Annotated in this window: 13 protein-coding genes and 2 pseudogenes; 12 read left to right on the plus strand and 3 right to left on the minus strand. The window is 37.2% G+C overall.

The window, feature by feature from the left end:
* Nucleotides 1-70 precede the first annotated feature (70 nt).
* From J2772_RS22475 to J2772_RS22490, 4 genes and pseudogenes are all read left to right on the plus strand, one after another.
* Nucleotides 71-451: pseudogene (locus tag J2772_RS22475) on the plus strand (MgtC/SapB family protein); the annotation flags it as partial.
* Between the two features lie 103 nt (nt 452-554).
* Complete coding sequence (locus J2772_RS22480; RefSeq protein ID WP_209920817.1) at nt 555-1,652, plus strand: efflux RND transporter periplasmic adaptor subunit; 1,098 nt, start codon at nt 555-557, stop codon at nt 1,650-1,652.
* A 42-nt stretch (nt 1,653-1,694) separates the two neighbouring features.
* Nucleotides 1,695-4,790 carry an efflux RND transporter permease subunit gene (locus tag J2772_RS22485; RefSeq protein ID WP_209920820.1) on the plus strand — a complete coding sequence of 1,032 codons (3,096 nt, stop codon included), beginning with the start codon at nt 1,695-1,697 and terminating at the stop codon, nt 4,788-4,790.
* Nucleotides 4,780-6,039: a TolC family protein gene (locus tag J2772_RS22490; RefSeq protein WP_245365303.1), complete on the plus strand. Its 1,260-nt coding sequence runs from the start codon at nt 4,780-4,782 to the stop codon at nt 6,037-6,039. The genes J2772_RS22485 and J2772_RS22490 overlap by 11 nt, the downstream gene beginning before the upstream one ends.
* A gap of 215 nt (nt 6,040-6,254) precedes the next feature.
* On the opposite strand, the gene J2772_RS22495 is transcribed toward J2772_RS22490, so the two are convergent.
* Complete coding sequence (locus tag J2772_RS22495) at nt 6,255-6,710, minus strand: DUF1801 domain-containing protein (RefSeq protein ID WP_209920826.1); 456 nt, start codon at nt 6,708-6,710, stop codon at nt 6,255-6,257.
* Between the two features lie 243 nt (nt 6,711-6,953).
* Nucleotides 6,954-8,747: a T9SS type A sorting domain-containing protein gene (locus tag J2772_RS22500; protein WP_209920828.1), complete on the minus strand. Its 1,794-nt coding sequence runs from the start codon at nt 8,745-8,747 to the stop codon at nt 6,954-6,956.
* Nucleotides 8,748-8,960: 213 nt separating this feature from the next.
* Between J2772_RS22500 and J2772_RS22505 the strand changes: the two genes are divergently transcribed.
* The 8 genes and pseudogenes from J2772_RS22505 to proC all read left to right on the plus strand — a co-directional run.
* A complete protein-coding gene (locus J2772_RS22505; RefSeq protein WP_209920831.1) occupies nt 8,961-10,166 on the plus strand; it encodes a pyridoxal phosphate-dependent aminotransferase in 1,206 nt (401 codons plus the stop codon).
* Nucleotides 10,167-10,176: 10 nt separating this feature from the next.
* On the plus strand, nt 10,177-10,656 hold the full coding sequence (locus tag J2772_RS22510) for a hypothetical protein (RefSeq protein ID WP_209920834.1): 480 nt from the start codon (nt 10,177-10,179) through the stop codon (nt 10,654-10,656).
* 3 nt (nt 10,657-10,659) lie between these two features.
* On the plus strand, nt 10,660-11,679 hold the full coding sequence (gene murB / locus J2772_RS22515; protein ID WP_209920836.1) for a UDP-N-acetylmuramate dehydrogenase: 1,020 nt from the start codon (nt 10,660-10,662) through the stop codon (nt 11,677-11,679).
* Nucleotides 11,680-11,818: 139 nt separating this feature from the next.
* The gene (locus J2772_RS22520) at nt 11,819-14,572 is read left to right on the plus strand and encodes a TonB-dependent receptor plug domain-containing protein (RefSeq protein WP_245365304.1); all 2,754 of its coding nucleotides are present in this window, start codon (nt 11,819-11,821) and stop codon (nt 14,570-14,572) included.
* A gap of 19 nt (nt 14,573-14,591) precedes the next feature.
* Entirely contained in the window at nt 14,592-15,815 is a 1,224-nt protein-coding gene (locus J2772_RS22525; protein ID WP_209920839.1) for a DUF4876 domain-containing protein, read from the plus strand.
* Nucleotides 15,816-15,843: 28 nt separating this feature from the next.
* On the plus strand, nt 15,844-17,367 hold the full coding sequence (locus tag J2772_RS22530; RefSeq protein WP_209920841.1) for a DUF6850 family outer membrane beta-barrel protein: 1,524 nt from the start codon (nt 15,844-15,846) through the stop codon (nt 17,365-17,367).
* 2 nt (nt 17,368-17,369) lie between these two features.
* Nucleotides 17,370-18,518 carry a cytochrome-c peroxidase gene (locus J2772_RS22535; RefSeq protein WP_209920843.1) on the plus strand — a complete coding sequence of 383 codons (1,149 nt, stop codon included), beginning with the start codon at nt 17,370-17,372 and terminating at the stop codon, nt 18,516-18,518.
* Between the two features lie 205 nt (nt 18,519-18,723).
* Nucleotides 18,724-19,530, plus strand: a pseudogene (gene proC, locus J2772_RS22540) (pyrroline-5-carboxylate reductase); the annotation flags it as partial.
* On the opposite strand, the gene J2772_RS22545 reads toward proC, so the two are convergent.
* Complete coding sequence (locus J2772_RS22545) at nt 19,520-19,933, minus strand: VanZ family protein (protein WP_209920848.1); 414 nt, start codon at nt 19,931-19,933, stop codon at nt 19,520-19,522. The pseudogene proC and the gene J2772_RS22545 sit on opposite strands and share 11 nt — an antisense overlap.
* Between the last annotated feature and the right edge of the window lie 47 nt (nt 19,934-19,980).

A 19,980-nucleotide genomic window follows, 5' to 3' on the forward strand; every position in this document is an offset into this window, starting at 1 on the left:
AATCTTAAAAGCTTTAGTTGTACTCACTTTTCCCGTACAGCTTACAAGCTTTATAAAAAAAGGAAAAGTTATGAATACATTTGAATTTACACTTCGTTTATTAACCGCATTCTGTTTAGGCACCGGCATAGGCTTCGAAAGACAGTGGCGTAAAAAAAATGCAGGTCTCCGTACCAATACCTTAGTTTGCATAGGTTCCGCAGCATTTGTACTCATCGCTATCAGAATTGGTGGTGATGCAGCAGGAAGAATCACCTCTTACATTGTCAGTGGCATTGGATTCCTAGGTGGTGGCGTTATTATGAAAGACGGTCTTACCGTTCGGGGATTAAATACAGCCGCTACCTTATGGTGTTCCGCAGCGATAGGAGCATTATGTGCTCTCGGTTATCCCAAAGAAGCACTCATTACCGTCTTTTTCATTGTTTCCACGAATATATTTCTACGCCCTACTCTATCTACCCAAAAGGAAGCCCGGAGTAAGAAACTGGTCATTAAGAAAAAGAACAATACAAAACCAAAAATCAGCAACAGTACCCAATTTTATTAAGGTCATGAAAAGAATCATCTTAAGCATTATCATTCTTTTTGCAGTTTCATGCAAAGACAATGTCCCACAACAAACCCCGGAACAGGAAATTACCATGAAAGACAATCTGGTCATCATTCCTGAGAACAGCCCTGTTTTAAAGAAAATTAAAACCATTACTGTAAGCGATCAGGAATACAATCATGATATTACTTCTGTAGGGACCATAGAGGCTATTCCTAATAATTATGCAGAAATAGCCAGTCCATTTTCAGGAAGAATTACAAAGGCTTTTGTTAATATCGGACAGAAAGTAAGTGCAGGAAGCCCACTTTTTGAAGTGCTGTCCTCAGGCTATCTGGATGTACAGAAAGAATATTCCGATGCATTGAATGAAGCTGGCTTGGCAGAAAAGAAATACAAACGCCAGCAAGATCTTGTAAAACACGGGGTGGGAATACAAAAGGAACTGGAAGAATCTGAAACAGAATTCAGAAATAAGAAGATTTCTTTATCCAATGCATCCACAGCATTAAAAATTTACAACAGCCAAGGGAAAGGTTCCGGAGGTTTAATTGTAAGGGCTCCTATTGCCGGTGAAGTTATTTCCAACAAAGTAGTTACCGGACAGTATCTCCGTGAAGATGCAGAACCAGTGATGATTGTTGCTGAACTTTCTAAGGTCTGGATCTCCGGAGAAGTTAAAGAAAAGGATCTTCGGTTCATTAAAAACGGAGATCAGGTATCTGTAAAAGTCAATACTTATCCGGACAGAGCCATTACAGGAAAAGTATACCATATCAATGATTGGGTAGATGAAGCAACAAGAAGTATCAAAGTTTTAATACAATGTGATAATCCCGACAGAACATTAAAACCCGGCATGTTTGCCACCATCACCTACTCCACCGATTCTGAAAACACAATTATCATCCCAACCTCTGCCCTGATGCAAAAAGACGACAATCAATACGTCTGGATCAAAACCGGAAAAAACCAATTCATGAAACGTAATGTGATCACTGCTGAAGCTTCTGAAAAAACGGTGAAGATCACATCAGGTCTTAAATCTGGTGATGAAATAATGATTACAGGAGGAATTTATCTACTGGATGTAAAATAAATGTTGAATGTGGAAACTGAAGTTTCCCATTAAAGTAAGATTATGAAAAAGTTATTAACAGTTTCCATACAGAAAAAATGGCTTATACTGGCCCTCTTTATATTATTAGGATTTTTTGGATACTACTCCTGGACTAAGCTTTCCGTTGAAGCTTATCCGGATATTGCAGATACCACTTCACAGGTAGTGACTCAGGTACAGGGGCTCGCTGCCGAAGAAGTAGAACAACAGATCACCATCCCGCTGGAAAGAGCCCTTAACGGAATTCCGGGAATGCATGTCATGCGAAGCAAGAGTACATTTGGACTTTCCATGATTACCATTGTATTTGATGATGGAATTGATGATTATTGGGCTAGACAGCGTATTCAGGAAAGACTGGCCGAAGTTTCCCTGCCTTACGATGCACAGCCGGGACTAGATCCACTAACCTCGCCCGTAGGAGAAATCTACCGATATGTGATTGAAAGTGATAATAAAAGTTTAAGAGAACTTACCGATCTTCAGAATTTCGTGATCATCCCCAGAATAAAACAGGTTTCAGGAATTGCAGATGTAACTAATTTTGGCGGAATTACAACTCAGTTTCAGATAGAGCTTGATCCCAACAAATTAGAGCAATATGGGCTTTCCCTTGCAGAAATTATTGAGACCATCAGTAAAAACAATGCCAGTGCAGGCGGAAGTATGCTTCCCCGTGGAGATCTCGCCTATGTAGTTCGTGGAATCGGATTGATTAAAAATCTTGACGATCTTGGAAAAACCGTTGTAAAGACAGAAAAAGGAGTTCCTGTTTTTTTAAATGATATCGGAACCTTAAAATATGGAAATCTTGAACGCAAAGGAATCCTAGGTTTTACTGATAGAAGCAGAAACTACAATGAAAGTGTAGGCGGAATTGTCTTGCTATTAAAGGGTCAAAATCCATCGCAGGTATTGATTGGTGTTCACGAAGCCGTAGATGAGCTCAACAAAAATATTCTTCCGGCTGGGGTAAAAATTCACACCTATCTGGACAGAACTGATCTGGTAAAAACCACTCTTAACACAGTATCCCATACTTTAACGGAAGGAATTGTATTGGTTATTATCATATTAATTGTATTCCTTGGAAGCTGGCGGGGAGCTCTTCTAACAGCTATTACCATTCCTTTTTCACTTCTTATTGCTTTTATTTTTATGCATTTCACCAATATTCCGGCCAACCTTCTTTCATTGGGGGCCATAGATTTCGGAATTATTGTAGACGGTTCCATCGTAATGCTGGAAGCTATTTTAAGGCAAAGAGAAGAACATCCAGACAAGGAACTGGAAGAGAAAACGATCATTCAAAAAGCCACTGAAATTGCGAAACCGATATTCTTTTCAGGAATTATCATCATTACGGCTTACCTGCCTTTGTTCGCTTTTGAAAGAGTTGAAAAAAAATTATTTACCCCTATGGCATTTACTGTAGGATACGCATTATTAGGAGCTCTGGCAGTAGCTTTATTACTGATTCCAGGGCTGGCTTATATGATTTATAGAAAGCCCAGAAAACTGTATCACAACCGATGGCTTGAAAAAGTAAGTAACGCTTATGGCAAAGGAATTGACAAAATCATGTCTGCACCAAAAAAAATCTTTATTCCCGCAGGAATTGTATTACTTGGAGCCGGAATTCTTTCTTATAGCGTAGGTAAAGACTTCTTACCTGAGCTTGATGAAGGTTCCATTTGGCTGCAAGTACAGCTTCCACCGGGAATTTCTCTGAAAAAAGCTCAGGAAATGAGTGATTCTCTTCGTCTCAGAACGATGAAGCATTCCGAAGTTACTTATATTATGGTACAGGCAGGACGTAATGATGACGGCACCGATCCATGGACTGCTTCCCACTTTGAAGTATCTGTAGGCATCAAACCTTACAAAGAATGGGCATCAGGAAAAACCAAAGCAGACCTCATCAAAGAATTAGCAGAAGATTACAAGGAAATGCCTGGCTTTACAGTAGGTTTTTCTCAACCCATGATTGATGGAGTAATGGATAAAATATCGGGTGCTCACAGTGAGTTGGTGGTAAAAATCTACGGGGATGACTTCGCCGGAACAAGGCAGGTTGCAGACAATGTTCTTTCTCTTTTAAAAACCGTTCCCGGTTCTGCAGATCTTGCCATTGACCAGGAACCACCTCTGCCTCAATTGCAAATTGTTGCTGACAGAAATAAAATTGCCCAGTACGGATTGAATGTTTCTGATGTTACCGATCTTATTGAAACGGCTCTCGGAGGGAAAGCAGTCTCTCAGATTTTCATTGGCAACAAAGTATATGATATTTCCTGCCGTTATGTGGAAAACAGCCGCAATACTCCTGAAAAAATAGGAAACCTGATGCTGGCCTCTTCTTCGGGAGCTAAAATCCCACTTTCACAGATTGCCTCAGTAAAATTGAGTACCGGAGAAAGTACCATTACAAGAGAAATGAATAAGAGACATCTTACCGTGAAATTAAACCTTAGGGGACGTGATCTTACTTCATTCATCAACGAAGCACAGAAAAGCATTGAAAAAAATATTCGTTACGATCATGAAAAATATCAGATCAAATGGGGCGGACAGTTTGAAAATAAAAACAGAGCTTATTCAAGGCTGGCAGTTATTGTTCCGTTGGCATTAGCAGTTATGTTCCTGCTGCTATATGGCGCGTTTGGAACCTTCAGACAGGCATTGGTCTTAATGAGTATCATTCCGTTGGCCTTATTTGGAGGAATGCTGGCCTTGAATATCAGGGGAATGTCACTTAATGTATCTTCTGCAGTAGGCTTTATTGCTTTATTTGGAGTGGCTATTCAGAATGGAGTGATTATGGTTTCCCATATCAACACCTTAAGAAAAAATAAAATTCCGCTTAAAGCCTCGGTCATTCAGGGAGCCAAGGATCGTTTCAGACCGGTATTGATGACCGCTTCCGTAGCAATCATAGGGTTATTACCTGCTTCCCTGGCAACAGGAATCGGTTCTGATGTACAGAGACCTTTGGCTACCGTGATTGTGTATGGATTGATGTTCTCAACATTCCTTACTCTGTTTGTACTTCCTGCCATTTATTATTTAGCTGAATACCGTTTCGATAAACAAAATGCAACCTCTCATGAAATCTAATTTTTTAATCATAGTATTATGTACCGTTACAGGTATATTCATCAAGGGCCAGACAGAACAGGAACCTATTTACTTCAGTGAGTACCTGAATTATGTAAAGGATAAAAATCTTGGTCTTGCAGCACAGAAATACAATGTCAGCATGGCTGAAGCCTCTATCCTCACCGCAGGAATATTCCCTGATCCTCAAATTGAAATGGAAACCTCCAACAACGGAGTTTCCAAGGATATGGGATACACGGTAGGAGGGTCAGTCAGCTGGACGCTTGAATTGGGTGGTAAAAGAAAAGCCAGAATAGAAACGGCAAAAAATGAATCCGAATATTCGAAACTACAACTACAGGACTATCTACGAAATCTTCTTGCTGATGCCACTTTAGGCTATATTGAGGCTTTGAAATCAAAAGCATTACTAACTGTTCAGAAAGAATCATATCAAAGCATGCTTAAACTGGCTAAATCCGATAGTATCCGATACAAATTAGGTGATATTTCCAAAGTGACCTCTCAGCAAAGCAGATTGGAAGCTTCTTCTTTATTGAACGAAGTTTATCAGCTGGAAGGAGCTCAGCAACAGTCTATCACTGCCTTATCTGATTTTATCGGGAGTGACAGTACTGGCAAAGAGGTTGCTGGAGATCTCAATACCTTCAACAGAACGTTCACTTTAAATGATCTCATCACCCAGGCTTTTAACCAAAGAGCAGATCTGTTAGCTTCAAAACAAAATATCAATACAGCGGCAAGCCGTGTTAAACTTGAAAAAGCTAACCGTGTGATAGACTTAGGATTGAGTGCCGGAGCCGGACACAATACTGTGGCCAATAATGAAATTGCCCCATCTCCTGCTGTTAATACCATACAATTGGGAATCAGTGTTCCTTTAAAGTTTTCCAATCGCCGGAATGCCGATCTTAAAATTGCAGAAATGGGTTATGCTCAGGCAGAAACAGAATACAAGCAAGTTGAAAACAGCATACAAATGGAAGTGACTCAGGCTTACCAACAGTATACTTCTGCTCAAAAACAGCTACAGCAGTTCGATAACGGCATGTTGAAAGAAGCGGAAAGCATCCTGAATGGAATCACTTACAGTTATCAGCGGGGAGAAAGTTCTATTTTAGAAGTACTCAATGCTCAAAGAACATATAATGAACTTCGTCAGAATTATTTCCAGCTTTTAGCAGAAAACGCTTCCGCTTTAATTGAGCTTGAACGCAAAGCCGGAATCTGGGATATTAATTTTTAAAAGAAGGGAAGTTAGAGGCAGGAAGATGGAAGTTTATTCAGTCGGAAAATAACTCGAACTCCTATTAATTAACCTTTTCAAAATTGGAAATATTTTTAATAATAAACGATAGGCTATCAGGAACACAATAATAACTTCCAGCCTCCCGCTTCCTGTCTTTAAAAACGCCCACAATTCAAAAAAAGCCCTGAAATCTATATGATCCAGGGCTTTTATTATTTCTTATACTGAGATTCATAGATACCCATCCAATCTTCTGCCGTCATTTTCCGGCTCAGTTCTGCAATCAGCTCAAAAGGAATATCTTCAGGTTTTTTGAAACGGACGCAGGACTTTCCCATATCAAGCTTTTTCCTGGAATGTTTAGGATATTCTGCCACAAACCAATCCAACAGTTCTGGTCTGGAATACAAGCCCATATGATACAGTGCAATAAAATTCTTCTGTGAAGCCAGATTAATAAAGGGTAAAGGTGTTCCGGGTGTACAATGATAGCCTGCAGGATATGTTTTCAAGGGAACCACCCAGCCTAACATTCCGTAATTGGAAATTTTTTCAAACCCTTTAGGCAGATTGTCATTAATCACATCAAAAAGTTTTTTAAACGGCGCCTGTCTTTCCGCCGGAATCTTGGAAAGATAGTCTTCCAATGAGTTTGATATAATTTGCATTTTCAGTGAATTTTAGAAGTTTAAATTAATAAAAATTATTGATTATTTATAGAGAAATAGATTGAAACTGGAAGAGGGAGGCTGGAAGTTACTATTCAATATATATTTACTGAAAAGTATCGCAAATCAATAGAATTAAGTCACAATAATACTTACCATTTCTCCGGTATCATGCTCTAGATTTCATAAAAAAGCAGCGATACAATAATGCATCGCCGCTCAACTTTATTTACATTAAAAAAATTATTTTTTGATCGTTTTTACAGTAGATTGTGATCCGTCCTTAAAATAAAGTGTCACAAAATACAACCCTGAATTCAGCCTGCTTAGATCCAGCTCTTTCACAGAACCTTCAATTGTTTTCACCACTCTTCCTGCAGTATCCGTTATAGCGACTGACTTAACATCTCTTGTATCTGAAATATACAGAATATCTTTAAACGGATTCGGATGAACTGATATTTTTTTCACCTGACGGTTCACCTCCGAAGTACTTAGTTGAGCATTTTCAACCGTAAAATCATCCACATAGAAATTATAATCCAGGTCTTCATCCTGCGATCCTGTGCTGCCATAAAATGCAAAGACGGTATTCGCACTGACAAAATTAGCCAGATCAAATGTATACTCGTTAGAAGTATTGGAAGGAGCATTATTGGCATCCCAGGTTTGCAGAATCGTCCATGTGGTTCCGCCATCATTGGAAACCAGGAAATGAACAACATCATCACTATCCATTCCTGAAGAATCCGCATTATAATATTGTGTTACTCCATAATTAAACTTCACTTTATAACCACCTGCAGAGAGATTAAAAGATGCTGTCTTAAGCCATCCTGTTCTATCTGAGGAGTATAAATTTATAGAAGCTGAAGGTCCGTTAGCTGATGCATTTAAAAAACTACGTGATCCCCAATAAGAAAAATCTGTACCTGATGGCCCTGTAGCAGGATCTCCTCCAGTTAAGTTATTAGCCCAGCATTGGCCAGGGAAACTACTAAAATCATTAGTATACGATGGCACTATTGCACCACATTGTGTTGTAAATGATTTAGCAAGAGACCATACACTCTTACTTGTTGCTGTACTACAATTGGCTCTTACCCAATAATAATAAGTTGTACTTGGAGATAAATTATTCAGAGTATAGGAAGTTCCTGTAACATTGGAATGATTAGGATTTACATTACTTGCTGGAACTCCTGAGTTAGTACTGTAATAAATATCATAACTTGTAGTCTGATTACTTGCAGGAACCGTCCATGAAATCTGAGCATTATTGGCTGTAACTCCAGTTGCATCATCTGTTGTAGGAGCAATACAATCAGTATAAGCATCTGCTGAGAATGCAAAAATATTAGGAATTCCGAAACCGGAACTTTTTGTAATCGTTACACTTTGTATTGGTTTAGCCTGATTAGCTGCATCAATATCCAAAACAGCCTGATACAATCTGGGATTAGTACTATTAGGTTCTAAGTTATCATTATCTCTATTGATCCTTCCAATCCCCTGAATAGCAAAATTAGAGCCGCCATACCAGTCCGAAAGGTTAATATTAGAAAATGTTTGGGTTGAATTATCTGTAAAAGTTACTGTTGCACTTACTATGGACGTACCACTACCACTCGTTGAAAGCATATACAACTTAAAAGCAGCCATTGGAGTAGTAAATACAAGAGTTCCATTATCTCCTGCTGTAATCAGCTTCAAAGAATTATTAGCACTTAAATCTCCCAATTGGTAACTTAGACCAGGTGTAGAAGCTACCACCGAATTAATGATACCATCCGCAGGAATTCCATACGTAAGAGCAGAGCTGGTGGGGGTAAGTTTAAAATCCCTCGCTACAAAAGCAAAAGAAACTCCATCAACGTCTGTTGTAGTAGATATTGAAGAAGACCCTACTCCGTTGGCAATTACATCTACCGTAAATCCGGAAGTAATCGGCATATTTTGAAAATTTTGAGCCATCATTGCTGATGCTGAAAGAAGAGCAATAGCAGGTAAAGCTCTAAAAAATAAATTTATTATCATTTTATTCACATTTGAATGGTAATTTAAGAAAAATATCAATATAAAAAGATTATTTTTAACAAAAAATCAATAATTAATCAAAATAGAACTAATATTAATAGTAAAATCCATAAAGTTATCACCGCTGAAAGGAGATGACAGGCCATTTCTTCTTATTCTTAATTTTATTATTGGGAAATTAAATCCTATTTTTGTCATACAAATTTTTGAACAATGCCGAATATTTCAAACAGAGCACTGCATATGCCGCCATCGCCGGTAAGAAAACTGGTTCCCTTTGCGTTACAAGCAAAACAGAAAGGAATAAAAGTATATCACCTTAATATCGGACAGCCTGATATTGAAACTCCGGAAACAGCATTAAATGCTTTAAAGAACATTGATCTTAAAGTATTGGAATATGCACTTTCTGAAGGTAATTTAGACTACAGAAATGCCCTTACAGAATATTACCACTCTCTAGGCTTTTCAGACCTAACCCCTGATAACTTTATTGTTACCAATGGTGGTTCTGAAGCACTAAATTTTGCCATTTCAACTTTGTGTGATGATGGAGATGAAGTAATTATCCCTGAGCCTTACTATGCTAACTACAATGGATTTACCAGTACATTTGATGTAAATGTAGTAGCCGTTTCATCTACAATTGATACAGGTTTTGCCTTGCCACCCATTGAAGAGTTTGAAAAAAAGATCACAGAAAAAACCAGAGCAATTATCATTTGTAACCCAGGGAACCCAACAGGATACCTTTACACTCGTGAAGAGCTTCAGAAACTTGCTGAGATTGCTTTAAAATATGACATCGTAATCATTTCTGATGAAGTATACAGAGAATATGTATATGATGGAAAACAACAGATATCTATTCTTGATTTCCCTGAATTAAAAGAAAACTGCATCGTTATTGATTCAGAATCCAAGCGTTATTCTATGTGTGGAGTAAGAATCGGATGTATGGTTACCCGTTCTCAAAAAATCCGTAATGCTGCGATCCTTTTTGCACAGGCAAGATTAAGCCCTGTTCTTTTAGGACAGATTGCAGCAACAGCAGCTCATCAGAATGACGGAGCTTATATCAGAGCTGTAAGAGAGGAATATACTCACAGAAGAAATGTTTTAGTAGACCTTTTAAATGCTATTCCAGGTGTAATCTGCCCTAAGCCAAGAGGTGCTTTCTATTGTGTTGCCGAACTTCCTGTAGATGATACTGAAAAATTTGCACAATGGTTGCTTGAATCATATTCTAACAACAAAGAAACCATTATGGTAGCTCCTGCCGGAGGTTTCTACAGTGATCCTGAATTAGGTAAAAAACAGGTAAGAATTGCTTACGTACTGAAAGAAGAAGACCTTAAAAGAAGTGCTGAAATTCTGAAAGATGCTTTAAAACAGTATAGAGAAGAATTCAGCCTATAAATTATATAAGATGCCGACAACAAAAAATGTATATCTGAAACTCATATTTCCGATCTTTTTGCTGTCGGCATTTTTTTCTTGTGATTCTAAAAAATCAAAGCAACCTTCAGCTTCTACCAATGAAATAACCTTTATCAGGCTATCTCATATCGGCGGAACTATGGGAGAATACAGGATTATTAAAGTGACCAAAGATTCTGTCTTTGCAGAAAAGGGCGCCACTGCCAATAAAACGCACCAGAAATGGGCTTCAGCAATCAATATGGATACATGGAAGCAGCTCATCTCTCCTATTAATATTAAAGATCTTGACAAGATAAAAAGTTCACCAAGCCAACAGTCTGTAGATGGTATTGATGAAACTTTTCAGATACGCACTCCTAAGAAAGCTCATTTCTATGTCAACTCTTTTGCCGATCCGGAACATTACAAACAGCTTCAGCAGTTTAAAGAACAACTAGACAACATTCTTCCAAAAGAATACAAATAAAACATGCAAGAAAATTTTTCCTTAAAGCCTTACAATACATTTGGTGTTGATGCCCAAGCAAAATACTTTGTTGAAATAAACAACATCGAAGAATTAAAAAACGCTCTTATTTTTTCAAAAGAAAATACTCTTCCTCTTTTATTTTTGGGAGGCGGAAGTAATATTCTGCTGACAAAAGATTTTGACGGACTTGCTATTAAGCTAAATTTAAAAGGTATTTCCGAGAAAGATCTCAATGAAGATGAAATTCTGATTACTGCAAAAGCAGGTGAAAACTGGCATGAATTTGTGACGTACTGTCTGAGCAAAAATTACGGTGGATTAGAAAACCTTTCTTTAATTCCCGGTAATGTAGGAACTTCTCCTATGCAGAATATCGGAGCTTACGGAACAGAAATCAAGGATGTATTTATCAACTGTCAGGTATTGGATTTGGAAAATCTTGAGCTTACCACTTTCGATCTTGAAGAATGCAGATTTGGCTACAGGGATTCTATCTTCAAGCAAGAAGGAGAAGGAAAAGGAAAATATATCATTTTAGAAGTTACCTTTAAACTTACTAAGAAAGATCACCATATTAAAACAGAATATGGCGCTATTAAATCTGAGCTTGAAAATCTTGGAATTACCAATCCTACGATACAGGATATCTCCCAAGCCGTTATTAACATCAGACAAAGCAAATTACCGGATCCTAAGCAAATTGGAAATGCAGGGAGCTTTTTTAAGAATCCCACCATTCCTTTAGCTCAGTTTGAAGAGTTAAAGCAGAAGTTCGAAAATATCCAGGGGTATCCTAATGGCAATATGGTAAAAGTTCCGGCAGGATGGCTTATTGAACAATGTGGCTGGAAAGGGAAGCAGATTGGAAACGTAGCTTCGCACAAGCTTCAGTCATTAGTTATCATCAATGCAACCGGAGAAGCAACCGGTAAAGAAATTTTTGATTTTTCCACTGAAATTATCAATTCTGTACAAGAAAAATTCGGGATAGAACTTGAACGGGAAGTGAATATTATATAACTTTCACTTCAGATTATATAACAGATTTCCGGGTTTTTTCCGGAATTTTGTTTTATTATTTTAATTTATTCTAAATAACTATTGTCTCGCATTATTATATTTTATAGTTTTGCGGTCTGCTTATTTAGAATAAATAAAAATGAATAGATCTTTACTTTTTGTTTTCTTTTTCATTTTCAGTGTACAGATGGTACAGGCACAAAATGAAAAATCTCAATTGAACATTACTGTATTCGACGAAAACAACAAAGAATTAGAAGGGGCTTCTGTTACCATCAATCAAACTTCTTTAACTACTGATAAAAACGGTCATACGGATATTTCTATTCCCAATGGTAAATATCACGTAAAAGTCGTTCATCCCGATTTCCAGGAAAAAGAACTGAACATCAGCCTTACTTCTCTTCAACACATTACTATTAAGCTTCAGCCCATTAATAAGCTGGAAGAAGTAATTGTATTCTCTAAGGAAAGCAAAGGTTTAACAACAAAATCAGTGATTAACAGGCAGGCTATGCAGCATTTACAGCCTTCCAGTTTCTCCGACTTAATGGAACTTCTTCCTGGTGGACTTTCAAAGGAACCAGTTTTAAACTTAACCAATAAAGCTACACTTCGTGAAAATACCGGGGAATATACTGGTGACAAATACAATACCTCATCTCTGGGAGTTCAGTTCATGGTTGATGATAATATCATTAATTCCAACGCAGACATGCAGGTTTCAGTAGACAACAGACAGTTCTCTGAAGGTCCGAGATATAGAGAAACAGCTACTTCGGGAGTTGATATGAGAACGATTTCTACCAATGACATTGAAAAAGTTGAAGTAATCCGTGGTATTCCATCAGCAGCTTATGGAGATCTGACTTCAGGATTAATCAAAATTGAACGCAGAATAAAAGCCGCTCCGCTGCAGGCCAGATTCAAAGCTGACGGATTCAGTAAGCAATATTATCTGAGTAAGGGATTTAAAATCAATGATAAGTGGCAGATGAGTGCCAGTGCAGATTTTCTGGATTCAAAATCAAATCCAACAGATGATTTTGAAACCTATCAGCGTATTACGGCATCTATCCGTTCAAAAAAAATCTCAACACTATGGTCAAGACCTTTGGAATGGAAATCAACCATCGATTTTTCCACCAATATTGACAATAAAAAATATGATCCGGACAACGGATATCCTCCAACCGACAAATATGAATCGAATAATAAAAGAATAAGCTTAACGAATAATTTTATTTATCAGCTGGATAAAAATTCATTTTTCAACAAGTTAACGTTAAACACAGCTATTCGTCAAGGGTTTGAAAAAATAGAACAGGTAAAACTGGTTCAATTATCAGGACCTCGATCTTTTTCCCTTGCTACCGAACAGGGAGAAAACGTGGGTTATTATCCAGATCTTCGCTATATCGCAGAATTTTCCACAGAAGGAAAGCCTTTGGATATCACGGTCTTCTTCCAGGCAAACGGAACAGAGAAAACTTTTGGAATTACCCATCAATATGAAGCCGGGCTTGACTGGAAATATTCAAAAAATAATGGCCGAGGGCTTCAATATGATATGAAAACGCCTCCGTCTGCCAATACAGGAATTGCAAGACCAAGACCATACAATGCTATCCCGGCCTCAAGCCTGCTGGCTGCTTTTGTAGGTGACCAGATGAGCTATGCCATCAATCAGCATAAATTTACCTTATATGCAGGTTTAAGATTATCAAAAAATCTGGGAATCGACAACTCTTATGCTGTCAGCAAAAAAGTTTTTGCTGAGCCCAGATTAAATTTCCAATACAGCCTACCTCATCTCATGATTAATGATTATCCTTTAAAAACTGATGTTACTTTGGGATATGGTCTTTTTTATAAGCAGCCTACTCTGTTGATGCTCTATCCAAACAAAGAATATTGGGATTATACCCAACTGAATTATTACCACAATGATGCACAATACCGATATGTAAATTTCATGACGTATGTACAGTCAAAGGAAAATAAAGAACTGCAAGCTGCCAAGAGTATAAAGAAAGAAATTCGTTTAGACCTTGCCTACAGGAATCATGAGTTCTTTATGACTTACTTTAAAGAAAGCATGACTAACGGATTCCGTAGCATGGACCAAACAGCTATTCACAATTATAAACAATATGATGCCACAAAGGTAGATATTACCCAATGGACACCTAACGGACCGGATTTAACAAATGTTCCTTATGAAGTTAAAAATATTTTTGCCGCCTATTCTACTACAGAAAACGGAAGTGAAACGCTGAAGCAAGGTATTGAATTCGGTTACACATCTCCAAGAATCAAATCAATCAATACAAGATTTACCTTTACCGGAGCATGGTTTAAATCTCAATACAGAAACTCTACACCTATTATTAGCAGACCTAATGGCTCAATTGGAACAGAAGCTTATCCTTATTACGGAATCTATCAATCTGATTATGGTAATGTGAATTCAAATATCAATTACAACCTTCTTATAGATACCTATCTTCCAAGTCTGGATATGATAATTTCCGCGTCTTTGCAAGGAAGTTTATATGACCATAGCAGAAATGACAGAAGAATTGCGGAACCTATTTCTTATTATGGGGTAGATGGAGTGATACATCCCTTTACAGAAGCAGACAGAACAGATACCTATAAACAATGGTTGGTAAGAAGCGTTTCGGTTTCTGATAATCTGGATAAAATTTACACTTTTACCATGGTAGGAAATCTTAAAGTCACTAAAAGTATTTATAAGGCGCTTCGCACTTCCTTATTTGTTAACAGACTTTTCAATTATAGTGCTCCTTACACTTTCAACAATGTAAAAGTTTACAGAAAAGGAACCAATACACCGTATTTCGGAATGGAATTGAACTACAATTTTTAATATATATCAAAAAAATATCATGAAAAAAAGAGTTTTACTACTAAGTTTAGCCGCTATAATGGTAACAACATTTACAGTAACGTCATGTACTAATGATAATTTCGGAGAAACTACTACTCAGAAAGGACTTTTAACATTAAATTTCTCAGGTGAAAATATTTCTTCTTACAAAAGTTTGGATCTTGAATTCAGAGAAGTAAATACGAATATTGTAAGAAGGGAAACCATTAAAAATGTCAATACATATTCTATAGCTTTACCCTATGGTTCTTATAAAATCACTGTAAATGGTGCCGTAATTTCCGAAAATGCAGAAGTATCGGCAGGAGCCATGGCCCAAACTGATATTGCTTTATCTGCAACGAATCTTAACATTCCCATTATTATTAAAAAATTTCATGATGACTTTATCATTGAAGAAGTTTTCTTTACAGGAATTAAAACAACAGAAGGTAAAAACTACAATTCAGGACGTTACTTTAAATTAACCAATAACACCAAAGAAGTACTGTATGCTGACAAACTCATCATTGGACAATCTGAGTTTTTGACAACAGAAGATAAAAATCCTACTCCCTATAATGTAAATCTATCATTCCCGGTAAAAGCAGTAATGGTACTTCCCGGTTCTGGCATAGACTATCCTGTACAACCGGGAGATTTCATTGTTATTGCAGACAATGCCATCAATCATAAAGCGCAGACCAGCACTGCTTATGATCTTCACAACGCCAATTTTGAATATCCTTCAAACAATCCGGCTTTAGGACAGGTGGATAACCCTTCTGTTCCAAATGCCGAAGTGATTTATTCACAAATGAACTTTAACATGTTCTTTTTGCATGACCGCGGTTTTGAAAGTTACGTGATCGCCCGTTTCCCATTCGATGAAAATAGAGAAAGCTTTCTTCAGAAATACAAATATGATTATTCTTATATAAACAGTGCCGGTACAGTTACAGCAAAAAGCACTTATACGATTCCTAATTCCTGGATTATTGATGGAGTGAACAACAGTGTTTCTTCAAAATTTGCCCATACTTTAACTTCAGCAAGTATTGATGGTGGATGGACTTCTGTAGGAACTATTGATAAGGATCCTACCCGTTTCGGAAAATCGGTAAGACGTAAGGTAACAGGACAGATGACAAACGGTAAAAATCTTTATCAGGACACCAACAACTCATCGAATGACTTTGTGAAAGACTCTCAACCAAGCTTAAAAAATGGTATCGCTCACTAAAATACAGTTCGATATTTAACAGCAAATTATGTTACAAACAAAAATATTTTCCTGCCTGCTATTGATCGGAGTTTCTTTTAATATAAAGGCTCAGGACAGCCTAAGTCTTTTTAAAAAGCTCAATAACCAATACAATCAGGAAAGAGATTTTAAAAATAACTTTTACTATAATCCGGCATCCATGTCGGGTTATAGTACTTCTTCGTTTTCAGAGTTCAGTACCGGTTATCAGGATAATAAAGAAAATATTTATCGTCAACAATTAGGAAATGGCAGTAAAGGATTAACGATAAAAGCTCAATCTTTTCAAAAGCTGAAACCTCACCGTTTTGTATGGGGAAGTGCAGGTTACCAGAACTTAAAAACAAGCATTGTCAATTGGAACGAAACACTGGATTACGAACGTATTGCACCTTACATTACCTCTGATTCCGTTGGTGGAAAATTAAATCTGGAACGCTATCTGTTTTCCGGAGGATATCTTGAAAAAATAAACCGATGGACTGTTGCCGGGCAGGTAAGCTATTCTGCACAGATGGGATACCGTTCAAAAGATCCAAGGATGAAAAGCACAACTTCAGATCTAAGGATAAATGCTGGTGTGAACTATAAAATTTTCAGAGAATATGAAGCTGGAGTTTTCGGTGAATTCAATAAATACACTCAAAATAATTCGACTCAGTTTCAAAGTCTTTTGGGAAGGCCTTACGTATATATGATGTCTGGGCTAGGCTTCTCGAATGCTTTATTTAATGGCGGAACGCACCCTACCAATACTTTCGAAGAATTTGCTTATAAAGGAGGTTTTCAGATCTCCAACAAACAGGGAAAAGATTTTTACCTTCAGGCTTCAATAGGAAAATCCAACAATATTAAAAGTTATAATGACGGTTCAAACACGTTTCACAACCTTTCTGACCTGAAAAACGAACAGTTTGAAGTGGAAGGTGCAAAATTTTTCAATATTAATGAAAAGCACCGTATTGGTTTATTAACAGAATATACCGCATCCCAAAAAACAGGATCTGAATATGGCTACTCGATGAATACCGCCATCATGACTCAAATTTTTAAAAGAGAAGCTTATCGTAGAGAAAATTACACCACATTTGTTAAAGGATTCTATCAGTATAATCAGGACAGTTTCTCCATTACAGCAGTTCCGTTCTTTGGATATGAAGAAGTAAAAGAACGTAGGCTCTATCCTAATTCAGGACAGAAATTTGTATACTCCTATTTTGGAGTCAATGCTGATTATAAACAACAGGTTAATAACAACCAGATGTTTACATTCCAACCGTATTTCTATAAAAGAATGGTCAACCAATCTATCAATGCTTTGAACACTACCGGAAATGCAGCAGTTAATGAATGGGTACTTCAGGACTACATGTTCCAGGCCAGTGAGATTACCACTTTCGGAATGGTTTTGAGATATGATTTTAAGCTGGATAAACTACCTGCACTCTTCGTAACTGCACAATATCAGACACAAAAAATACAGAATACAAACAATAATTTTGCGGGTGCAAGCATAGGGATAACTTTTTAGACATGAAAAAACTAATATATTGGGGACTAGGTGGTGTTATCTTGATTTTATTAAGTTTCACCCCTAAAGTAAATCGGGATTTGCTGGATCTTCAGGATCCTACCATTGAAGATATTGTGAAGAGCTATAAAAAAGTAATCTCAGAATGGCCCCAACCGAATATTGATTATGGTGTACAATGGAAAGAATTCTCTCCCATTACAACAGACACTGCATTTTTTAAAAATCAGGATAAACCCAGTGTTATTCTTGGGAAGATGCTATTCTTTGATCCTAAATTATCCCAATCCAGTCAAATTTCATGCAGCTCATGCCATGATCCGGAAATGGGCTGGTCAGACCGAAGACATGTTGCGTTAGGAAATAATCATCTGCTGGGAAACAGAAATACAATCTCTCTTTATAATGTTGCAGAAAGAAATTTATTCTTCTGGGACGGAAGAGCAAAAACCCTTGAAGAGCAGGCAGCAGGCCCACTCGGAGCCCATCATGAGATGGCCATGGACATCAAATCATTACCATCAAAAATACAGGCTATAAAGGGATACAAACCTCTTTTCAAAAATGCCTATGGTGATGAAACCGTAACCTACGACAGAATTGTAAAGGCAATAGCTGATTTTCAGAAAACCATCAAAAGCCAGCCAAGCCGTTTTGATAAATTCCTGGAGGGAAAATACAATGCTTTGTCTGATGAAGAAATTTATGGGATGCATATTTTCAGAACAAAAGCGCGCTGCATGAACTGTCACAGCGGACAATATCTTACAGACGAATCTTTTCATAATATTGGATTGACTTATTACAAAAGAAAATATGAAGACCTTGGATTGTACAATATCACAAAAAAAGCTGAAGATGTAGGAAAATTCAGGACACCACAATTAAGAGATCTGATGCTCACTCAACCTTGGATGCATAACGGATTTTTTGGAGAATTGGAAGGCATTGTGAATATATATGACAGCGGAATGCACATGATAGATCCATCTCCTGAAGTGAAACAGAAAGATCCGCTTTATCCTGCAACAGATCCTTTATTAAAGCCTTTAAAACTTACAAAAGAAGAGAAAAAAGCTTTGGTTTCCTTCCTTGAAGCTCTTTCCGGAACAAAATATAAAATGAGAAGACCGGAATTCCCCGTGGAATAAAAAAGGTCCGACAAATTGCTGGACCTTTTTGTATGGAAGCTTGATGCTCTTAAAAACGCTTCATAACTCAAGTACTTATGATATCTATTTCAATATCATAAAAAAATACTTCAGAAATACCCAACACCGCAATAACTTCCATCTTCCTAACTCCTCCTCTTTCCTATCACAATAAAAAACATTATTTTCGTTACAAAATCAACACAACATGAAAATAGCTATTTTGGGAGCCGGAAATATGGGGTTATCATTTTCAAAATCATTTTTGAAATATGAACTGATTAAGCCGGAAAACCTTCACCTGATTACCAGAAGCCAGACTAAAATTTCCAAAATAGCAGAGGAATTTCCCAAATCAAAAATTTCCACCTTTGAAGAAGTTACAGAACTGGATGCCGATCTGATTATTATTGCCGTAAAACCACAGGATTTCCAAACGGTTGCTCAGAATTTCAAATTTACTTTAAAGGAAAATCAAATGGTTCTCTCCATTATGGCCGGAATTAATATTGAGAAAATTCAGAAATCACTGAACCATCCACTGGTTGTAAGAGCTATGCCTAACTCGCCTACCCTTCTGGGAATGGGAATTACCGGCTATACTGCTGCAGATGGAATTTCATTCAGCCAGCTTATCAATATTGAAAGACTGCTAAACAGTACCGGAAGATCTGTTTACTTAGAAGATGAAAATCTTTTGGATGGTGTTACCGCTCTTTCCGGAAGTGGGCCTGCCTATTTTTACTATATTATTGATGCCATGATTAAGGCAGGAGTCGAAATGGGAATTGAAGAAAATCTGTCTAAACTATTTGTAAAGCAAACCATGCTGGGAGCTTATCATCTCATCAATAATTCTGAAAAGAACCTTGAGGAGCTTATTAAAGACGTAGCTTCCAAAGGTGGAACTACAGAAGCAGCTTTGAAAACCTTTGAAGACAACAATTTCAAGGAAATTTTAAAGCTCGGAATCTTAAATGCCGAAAAGAGAGCAAAAGAACTCAATAGCTAATTTGTTTTTCAATACATCTACGGAACAGCCATCCTAAATATACTCCAAGTGTATTCAGGAGGATATCGTCTACCTCAAATATTCCCATTCTTGTAAAATATTGAAGTCCTTCCACGATGGTAATGGCCGGAATAAAATTAAACACCAGAGATTTCAGGTCTCTCAGTTCTGGGAAAACCCAACCCAGAAAACCAAAGGGAACAAACATTACAATATTTCCAATCACAATGATAATAATATCCTTCCACGACATTGCACCCTGAATAAATTTAATGGTAGAAAACACAGGTTCCACTGTAATCATGTTCTCATCATACTGAAATCTGCCCATTCCGAAAAACATCAGATAAAGCAAAAATAGAGTGTAAGGAACAATAACAATTTTATATAATTTCTTTAACATCGGATGCTAATATATTCATTTCAAAAACATTAAATTTGTATATTAAA

The organism is Chryseobacterium jejuense (genome assembly GCF_017877355.1).
Classification (GTDB): Bacteria; Bacteroidota; Bacteroidia; order Flavobacteriales; family Weeksellaceae; genus Chryseobacterium; species Chryseobacterium jejuense_A.